Genomic DNA, 8208 nt, shown 5'->3' on the forward strand with positions numbered 1-8208 from the left:
TATGGACCTGCACAGTTATCTGGCGCGCCGCCCGCCGGACTATCGCGACACCGCCGCACTCGGCCATTGCCTGCGGGCGCTGGTCGAGGCCGGCCTGGATCAGTTGCCGTTACCGGGCAGCGGCCGCACGCTGGAGCGCTTTCAACGTCTGGCGGAAGTCGGCGGGCATGATCTGGGCTTGTGCAAACTCTACGAAGGCCACACCGACGCATTGGCGATCATCGAACAGCTCGGTGGCTCGCCCACCCCGGGCAGCACTTGGGGCATGTGGGCGGCTGAACCGCCGCAGGCGCGGGTGCAAGTGCGCCCGGCCGGGCACATGGTGCGCCTTGACGGGCGCAAGGCCTGGTGCTCGGGGGCGGCGGTGCTCAGCCATGCGCTGCTCACCGCGTGGGACGCCGAAGACCATCAGCAACTGGTCGCAGTGGCACTTGATCAACCGGGCGTGACCATCACCGATCAGGGCTGGCAAGCGGTCGGCATGGGAGCCACCGGCAGCGTCGAAGTGTTGTTCGACGGCGCCGAAGCCCAGGCCATCGGCGAACCCGGCGACTACCTGAATCGTCCGGGTTTCTGGCAAGGCGGGATCGGTATTGCCGCGTGCTGGTACGGCGCGGCACGGCAGATCGCCGAGGCGCTGCGTCAACACTGCGCGCAACGTGAGGAACCGCATGCCCTCGCCCACCTCGGCGTGGTCGATTCAGCACTTTACTCAGCCGCCAATGTGCTGCGTTTCAGTGCGCTGCACATCGATGCGCATCCCGAAGCCGATGCCGAACTGTTGGCCCGGCGCGCCCGCGCTGTGGTCGAGCAATCGGCTGAGCAAGTGATGCGCGAGACCGGGCGGGCGCTGGGTGCGGGGCCGTTCTGCAAGGACCGGCACTTCGCCCGGTTGAGCGCCGATCTGCCGGTGTTCCTGCGCCAGAGCCATGCCGAGCGTGATCTGGCCGCTCTCGGCCAGTCGCTGGCTGAACACCCCGAGGAGGCCTGGACGCTATGAATGTCGCCAATAAACCCGATCCGATCATCGGCCACCAGGGCACTTCACTGCTGCAATGGCAACATTCGCGGCACCTGGCGGCACTGGACAGCGTCGATGTCCTCAGTCTGGTGCCACCGGGCGCGCGGGCGGTGATCGTCGCCCCGCACCCGGACGACGAAGTGCTCGGCTGCGGCGGTATGTTGCAGTTGCTGGCCGCCGCCGGGCGTCAGTTGCAACTGATTTCGGTCACCGATGGCAGCGCCAGTCATCCCGGCTCCGAGCGCTGGCCGGTAGAACGGCTGAGCGTAGTGCGGCCGCAGGAATCGGCCGAAGCCCTGCGCCGCCTCGGCGTGCCGTTGCACCGGATGAAATGGCTGCGCGGCGGTTTCAGCGATAGCCAGGTCGCCGCAGATGAGCCGTCTCTGGTCGCGTTCATCGAACGCCACCTGCGCCCCGGCGACGTGGTGTTCAGCACCTGGTGCGAGGACGGCCACTGCGATCACGAAGCCGCCGGGCGCGCCAGTATCGAGGCCGCAAGGCGGGTCGGCGCCACCTGCCACGAATTGCCGGTATGGACCTGGCACTGGGCCTCCCCCGAAGACGCTTCGGTGCCGTGGCAGCGCGCGCGCAAGATTCTGTTGTCGCCGGAGCAAGTGGCGCGCAAACGCCACGCGGTGCATGCGTTCGCCAGTCAGTTGGAGGGCGATCCGCAAGCCGGGCTGCAACCGGTATTGGCGCCGTACGTGCTGGATCGTCTGCTGCAACCGTTCGAAGTGGTGTTCCTATGAGTGTCGATGATCGTTACTTCGACGGATTGTTCAGCGCTAACGATGATCCCTGGGCCTTCCGCGAGCGCTGGTACGAACAGCGCAAACGCGCGATCACCCTCGCCGCCCTGCCTCGCGCGCATTATCGGGCGATCTTCGAACCCGGTTGCGCCAATGGCGAACTCAGCGCCGAGCTCGCCGAGCGCTGCGACCGCCTGCTGTGTTGCGACACCGCCAGTGCCGCGGTGAATCTGGCGCGTACCCGATTGAGCCTGTTTGACCACGCCGAAGTGCGCCAAAGTCGCCTGCCCGGTGACTGGCCGGAGGAAAAATTCGACCTGATTGTATTTAGCGAAATCGGCTACTACCTCGATGCCCAGGATCTGACAGAAGTGATCCGCCGCATCAGTGAATCCCTGACGGCTGACGGCCAGTTGCTGGCCTGCCACTGGCGCCCGCCCATCGATGGCTGCCCGCTCAACGCGCGGCAGGTACATGACCTGATTCACGAGCAATTTCCGCTACCGCGTCTGGCGCTGCATCAGGAAGCGGACTTCATCCTTGAAGTCTGGAGCCGTGAGCCGCGCTCGGTGGCCGCACTGGAGGGCCTGCGATGATCGGCATTCTGATTCCCGCGCATAACGAGCAAGACCTGCTGGAACAGTGCCTGACGGCCGCCGTGCGCGCCAGTAAACACGGGCTGCTGGCCGGCGAGCCGGTCGAAGTGCTGGTGGTGCTCGACAGCTGCACCGATCGCTCGGCAGAGATCGTCAGCAACTTTCCGGTACTGAGCCTGCACATCGACGCCCGCAACGTCGGCCAGGCCCGGGCCGCTGGCGCGCAGGTGTTGCTGGAGCGTGGCGCGCGCTGGATTTCCTGCACCGACGCCGACAGCCGTGTGGCCGAGGACTGGCTGGTGGCACAGTTGGGGCTGGGTGCGGACGCGGTGTGCGGCACGGTGACCGTCGAACATTGGGATCCGACATTCGACGAAAGCGCGCAAATCCGCTATCACAGCCACTATCAGGCGCGGGACGGGCATCGCCATATCCACGGCGCCAATCTTGGGGTCAGTGCCGATGCTTATCGTTGGGCCGGGGGATTCGCCCCCTTGACCTGCGATGAGGACGTGCAACTGGTGCGGCAACTGGAATTGCTCGGTGCCGACATCGCCTGGAGCCATCGCCCGCAAGTGCATACCAGCGCCCGTCTGGACAGCCGTGCCCGGGGCGGATTCGGGGACTACCTGCGAAAATTGGTACAGTTAGACATAAAAAAAGCGGATCAGATTGATCTGTGACGCGACGAACCGGTTTTCATGAGCAATACTCTGCTGCGCGGCAATCCAGGGTTCGGAGCGTCGCACAGCAATCCATTCGCCTTCACGGGTCGAGCGCACCTGCCTTTCTACGGTGCAGATTCGATTGAGGGCCTGACTCGACAAGGACGTAGCACCCATGAAACCGTTATTCCTCAACGAAAACCCGCCGCCGGTACAGATCTGGAACAGTTCCCCGCAGTTGGACAACATCCCCGTCATCAACACCCATAGCCTCGTTCCCCCCGGTGCTCGCGCCGTCGTCGTCGCCCCGCATCCGGGTGATGAAGTGGTGACCTGTGGCGGGCTCCTGCAATTGCTCTCCAGCCTCGGTCATCCGCTGCAACTGCTGTCGATCACTGATGGCAGCGCCAGCCATCCCGGCTCGCGACAGTGGTCGGAAAAACGCCTGAGCGTGTTCCGTCCGCAAGAGAGCGTCGAAGCCCTGCGTCGGCTCGGCCTGCCGATGCACAGTCTGAAATGGGTGCGCGGCGGGTTCACCGACAACGCGCTGCTCGAACGCGAGACCGAAATCAGCAGTTTCATTTCGCGTTATCTGCGCCCCGGCGACGTGGTGTTCAGCACCTGGCGCAACGACGGCAACGACGACCACGAAGCGGTCGGACGTGCCAGTGCCAACGCGGCGGCGCAAGCCGGAGCCACCTATCACGATGTGGCGGTCTGGGCCTGGCACTGGCCGGAGCGCGAGCAGAGCCTGATCCCCTGGGATCGTGCACGCAAACTGCGCCTCGACACCTGGACCGTGGCGCGCAAAAGCCACGCCACCCACGCCTATGCCAGCCAGCTCAAGGGCGAACCGGCGATCGGCATCGCGCCGATGCTGCCGCCGGTGATCCTGGAACGGATGCGCCTGCCCTACGAAATTGTCTTCATCTGAAACACCCATCCCCTGTGGGAGCGGGCTTGCTCGCGAAAGCGTCGGTTCAGTCACCTGTGATGTTGAATGTGCTGGCCTGTTCGCGAGCGAGCCCGCTCCCACAGTTGGAATGAGTGCATTCAGGTGGGAGGTTGGTCGGCTGGTAGGCCGCCATCGCTGGCAAGCCAGCTCCCACAATTTGACCGAGTGTATTCAGTTGGGGATTGGTCGACTGTTAGGCCGCTTTCGCGAGCAAGCCCGCTCCCACAGTTGGAATGCGTGCATTCAGTTGGGAGGTTGGTCGGCTTGTAGGCCGTCATCGCTGGCAAGCCAGCTCCCACCATTTGATCGAGTGTATTCAGTTGGGGACTGGTCGACTGTGAGGCCGCTTTCGCGAGCAGGCTCGCTCCCACAGTTGGAATGCGTACATTCAGGCGGGAGGTTGGTCGGCTGGTAGGCTGTCATCGCTGGCAAGCCGGCTCCCACCATTTGATCGAGTGTATTCAGTTGGGGACTGGTCGACTGTGAGGCCGCTTTCGCGAGCAGGCTCGCTCCCACAGTTGGAATGCGTGCATTCAGGCGGGAGGTTGGTCGGCTGGTAGGCCGCCATCGCTGGCAAGCCAGCTCCCACCATTTGATCGAGTGTATTCAGTTGGGGACTGGTCGACTGTGAGGCCGCTTTCGCGAGCAGGCTCGCTCCCACAGTTGGAATGCGTGCATTCAGGCGGGAGGTTGGTCGGCTGGTAGGCCGCCATCGCTGGCAAGCCAGCTCCCACCATTTGATCGAGTGTATTCAGTTGGGGACTGGTCGACTGTGAGGCCGCTTTCGCGAGCAGGCTCGCTCCCACAGTTGGAATGCGTGCATTCAGTTGGGAGGTTGGTCGGCTTGTAGGCCGCCATCGCTGGCACGCCAGCTCCCACCATTTGACTGAGTGCATTCAGTCAGGGATTGGTCGACTGTGAGGCCGCTTTCGCGAGCAGGCTCGCTCCCACAGTTGGAATGAGGACGAAATACAGGGACGGGTTCATGACCCGTCCCTTTCGATTTTTGCACTTCAGGCACAAGCCCGGCCAATCAGCTCCGGCAATCAGTCCCGCGCCAGCGCCTCGATCGGGTCCAGGCGCGATGCATTGCGCGCGGGGACGAAGCCGAAGACGATGCCGATCAGCGTCGAGCAGATCACCGCCGTCAGCACCGAAGCCATGGAGAACACCATCTCCCATTCCTTGATGAACAGCGAAAACAGATGGCCGATGGCGTACGACAGGGAAATGCCGATGGCCCCGCCGAGCAGGCAGACCATCACCGCCTCCACCAGAAACTGCTGACGGATGTCCGACTGCCGTGCGCCGACCGCCATGCGAATGCCGATCTCGCGGGTACGCTCGGTGACCGACACCAGCATGATGTTCATCACCCCGATGCCGCCGACCACCAGCGAAATCACCGCGATCAGCGACAGCAGCAAGGCCAGCGAACGGCTGGTTTTCTGCACGGTCTGCATCACGCTGTCGAGGTTGTTGGTGTAGAAGTCCTTGATGCCGTGGCGTTGCAGCATCAATTGGGTGACGTGATTTTCCACCACTTTGCTCGACTGGCCGTCCTTGATCCGTACGCTGATGCTGTCGAGAAAACGTTGGCCCAGGATACGCCCGGCGGCGGTTTCGTAGGGCACCCAGACGTTGAGGGTTTTGCCCGAGGCAAACAGGTTCTTGTTCTCGGCGGCCACGCCGATCACCGTGCATGGCAGGTTGCCGATCAGGATCACCTGCCCCAGCGGATCGACGCCCTCGCCGAATAACCGATGCCGGGTGTTGTAGTCGATCACCACCACCTGCGCCTGGCGCCGCGCGTCGCTCTCGCTGAAGGTGATGCCTGCCTCCAGTTTGATTCCGCGAACCTGGAAATACTGATCACTGACACCGTTGATCTGCGCATCGAGGTCGATGTTGCGATAACGCAGAAGCATGCTGCGACCGACCACCGGGGTGGCGCTGTCGACGTAATACAGCTGATTCAGCGCGGTGACGTCGGCCGGCACCAGTGTCTCGATCGAGGCGGCGCGCTTGTCGCCGAAACTGCTGCCGGAATAGATATCGATGGTATTGCTGCCGATCGCCGAAATGTCCTTGAGCACGTAGTTTTTCGCGCCCTCACCGATCGCCGAAATCGACACCACCGAGGTGATGCCGATGACAATCCCGAGCATGGTCAGCAAGGTGCGCATGCGGTGCGAAATCAGCGCCACCCAGGCCATGTTGAAGGCTTCCTTGAACAGCCCGAGGCTGGCGACCAAACGGCGTGTCGCCGGTGGTTTGGGCGGCACCTCCTCTTCGTCCGACAGTTGCCCGGTGTCGCGCTGGTTGCGCCGGTCGCTGAGGATTTCACCGTCGCTGACTTCGATGATGCGTTCGGCGTTGGCCGCGACTTTCGGGTCGTGGGTCACCAGAATCACCGTGTGCCCGGCCGCGTGCAGCTCCAGCAGGATGCGCATCACTTCCTTGCCGCTGGCGGTGTCGAGGGCGCCGGTGGGTTCGTCGGCGAGAATCACTTCACCGCCATTCATCAAGGCCCGGGCGATACTCACCCGCTGCTGCTGACCGCCGGAGAGCTGGCTCGGCCGGTGGGTCAGGTGCCCGTCGAGACCCAGTCGCGCCAACAACTCGCGGGCGCGGGCGTGGCGTTGCGGCGCGGGGATGCCGGCGTAGATCGCTGGCATCTCGACGTTGTGCATCGCGCTCAGGTGCGGCAGCAAGTGATAGCGCTGGAAGATGAAACCGAAGTAATCGCGGCGCAGTTCGGCCAGCGCCTGATCGTCAAGGTCGCGGGTCTCTTGGCCGTTGATCTTGTAGCTGCCGGCGGTGGCGTAATCGAGGCAGCCGAGGATGTTCATCAGGGTTGATTTGCCGGAACCGGAGGCGCCGATGATCGCCACCATTTCTCCGGCGTTGATCGTCAGGTTGATGTTCTTCAGTGCGAGAAATTCACGGTCGCCGGCGGTAAAACTGCGGGTGATGCCGGTCAGTTGCAGCAACGCTTGCGTCATGCTCAAGCCCCCGCCACGGCGGGTAGCGGATCACCGATCACCACCCGCTCGCCTTCGCTGAGGCCCTGATTGATCTGCACTTTGACGTTGTTGTTGATCCCGGTCTGCACGTTGCGCGACTGCGCCTGGCCCTTGGCGTCCAGCACCCGCACCGGAAAACTGCCATCGGCGTTGCGTGGCCCGAGCGCGGCCACCGGCACGGTCAGCACCGATTGCGCGGTATCGAGGACGATACGCACCTGCGCGGTCATCGAGATGCGCAAGCGATGGTCGGGATTGGGCACCTCGAACAACGCGTTGTAAAACACTGCAGTGTTTTGTTTCGGGGTGCCGGCCGGCGGCGTTTCGAGGAAGTTCTGCGGCGCCGGCTCAGTGCCGCGCAGCTTGCCGTAATAGCGTTTGTCTTCGCCGAGAATGGTGAAATACACCTGCTGCCCCGGCGCGATATGAATCACGTCGGCCTCCGACACCTGGGCCTTGATGGTCATGGTGTCCAGATCCGCCAGTTTCAGCAGGATCGGCGCCAACTGGTTGGCGATCACGGTCTGGCCTTCCTGGGTGACGATGCCGACCACGTCGCCATCGATCGGCGCGACGATCCGCGTATACGCGAGGTTGACCTTGGCGGTGTCGATCTGGATGTGCGCACTTTTGATCTGCGCGTCCAGCGACAGCAGGTTGGCCTGCTGCACCTCGTAGTCCGATTGCGCGGTTTCGAAATCCTGACGCGAGATCGACGCGTCTTCCTGCAGGTTCTGATAGCGCTGGTAAATCGCTTTGGTCTGTTTGAGCTGGGCCTGCGTGGCGCGCTTTTGCGCCTGCAGGTTTTCCTCATCGACCTGCGCCTGACGCAGGGTGTTCTGCAGCACCAGCGGATCGATCTCGGCCAGCCACTGGCCCTTCTTCACCTTGTCGCCCACCTTGACCTTGAGCGACTTCAACTGCCCCGACACCTGGGCACCGACGTCCACCTGCTTGACGCCTTCCAGCAATCCGGTGGCGAGCACGGTGTTTTCGATATCCGAGCGTTCGACCGGGGCGGTCTGGTATTTCGGCGCTTCGGCGGGTGCCTGCACCGTGTACAGCACCAACCCGGCCACCGCCGCCAATGCCAACCCCATACCGACTTTGCGCAACTTCGACTTTTCCATAAATAACCACAAGTCCGTTCAGGGATGAACCCGGCCAGCGGCCGGGTCTTGATAGAACAACCACAC

Annotated in this window: 7 protein-coding genes; 5 read left to right on the plus strand and 2 right to left on the minus strand. The window is 63.2% G+C overall.

Annotation, left to right across the window (positions count from 1 at the left end; translation table 11 throughout):
* Nucleotide 1 precedes the first annotated feature (1 nt).
* The 5 genes from VLA07_RS17750 to VLA07_RS17770 all read left to right on the plus strand — a co-directional run bounded on the left by VLA07_RS17750 (nt 2) and on the right by VLA07_RS17770 (nt 3965).
* Complete coding sequence (locus VLA07_RS17750) at nt 2-1000, plus strand: acyl-CoA dehydrogenase family protein (RefSeq protein ID WP_333990023.1); 999 nt, start codon at nt 2-4, stop codon at nt 998-1000.
* A complete protein-coding gene (locus tag VLA07_RS17755) occupies nt 997-1770 on the plus strand; it encodes a PIG-L deacetylase family protein (RefSeq protein ID WP_247268489.1) in 774 nt (257 codons plus the stop codon). Before VLA07_RS17750 ends, VLA07_RS17755 begins: the two co-directional genes overlap by 4 nt.
* Nucleotides 1767-2366: an SAM-dependent methyltransferase gene (locus VLA07_RS17760; RefSeq protein ID WP_333990027.1), complete on the plus strand. Its 600-nt coding sequence runs from the start codon at nt 1767-1769 to the stop codon at nt 2364-2366. The genes VLA07_RS17755 and VLA07_RS17760 overlap by 4 nt, the downstream gene beginning before the upstream one ends.
* Entirely contained in the window at nt 2363-3049 is a 687-nt protein-coding gene (locus tag VLA07_RS17765; protein ID WP_333990029.1) for a glycosyltransferase, read from the plus strand. Before VLA07_RS17760 ends, VLA07_RS17765 begins: the two co-directional genes overlap by 4 nt.
* A 157-nt stretch (nt 3050-3206) precedes the next feature.
* Nucleotides 3207-3965, plus strand: coding sequence for a PIG-L deacetylase family protein (locus VLA07_RS17770; RefSeq protein ID WP_027612047.1), 759 nt, complete (start codon nt 3207-3209; stop codon nt 3963-3965).
* A gap of 1067 nt (nt 3966-5032) precedes the next feature.
* On the opposite strand, the gene VLA07_RS17775 is transcribed toward VLA07_RS17770, so the two are convergent.
* Both VLA07_RS17775 and macA read right to left on the minus strand, forming a co-directional pair.
* On the minus strand, nt 5033-6991 hold the full coding sequence (locus VLA07_RS17775; protein ID WP_333990030.1) for a MacB family efflux pump subunit: 1959 nt from the start codon (nt 6989-6991) through the stop codon (nt 5033-5035).
* A gap of 2 nt (nt 6992-6993) precedes the next feature.
* Complete coding sequence (macA, locus tag VLA07_RS17780) at nt 6994-8142, minus strand: macrolide transporter subunit MacA (RefSeq protein WP_096797354.1); 1149 nt, start codon at nt 8140-8142, stop codon at nt 6994-6996.
* Nucleotides 8143-8208: the final 66 nt, after the last annotated feature.

This window comes from Pseudomonas sp. S3(2024) (assembly GCF_036861315.1).
GTDB lineage: Bacteria > Pseudomonadota > Gammaproteobacteria > Pseudomonadales > Pseudomonadaceae > Aquipseudomonas > Aquipseudomonas putida_A.

Bases quoted from the DNA above. Each gene is read 5' to 3' on its own strand.
- VLA07_RS17765 (WP_333990029.1), top strand. From the start codon at position 2,363: ATGATCGGCATTCTGATTCCCGCGCATAACGAGCAAGACCTGCTGGAA.
- macA (WP_096797354.1), bottom strand. From the start codon at position 8,142: ATGGAAAAGTCGAAGTTGCGCAAAGTCGGTATGGGGTTGGCATTGGCG.
- VLA07_RS17775 (WP_333990030.1), bottom strand. From the start codon at position 6,991: ATGACGCAAGCGTTGCTGCAACTGACCGGCATCACCCGCAGTTTTACC.
- VLA07_RS17755 (WP_247268489.1), top strand. From the start codon at position 997: ATGAATGTCGCCAATAAACCCGATCCGATCATCGGCCACCAGGGCACT.
- VLA07_RS17770 (WP_027612047.1), top strand. From the start codon at position 3,207: ATGAAACCGTTATTCCTCAACGAAAACCCGCCGCCGGTACAGATCTGG.
- VLA07_RS17750 (WP_333990023.1), top strand. From the start codon at position 2: ATGGACCTGCACAGTTATCTGGCGCGCCGCCCGCCGGACTATCGCGAC.
- VLA07_RS17760 (WP_333990027.1), top strand. From the start codon at position 1,767: ATGAGTGTCGATGATCGTTACTTCGACGGATTGTTCAGCGCTAACGAT.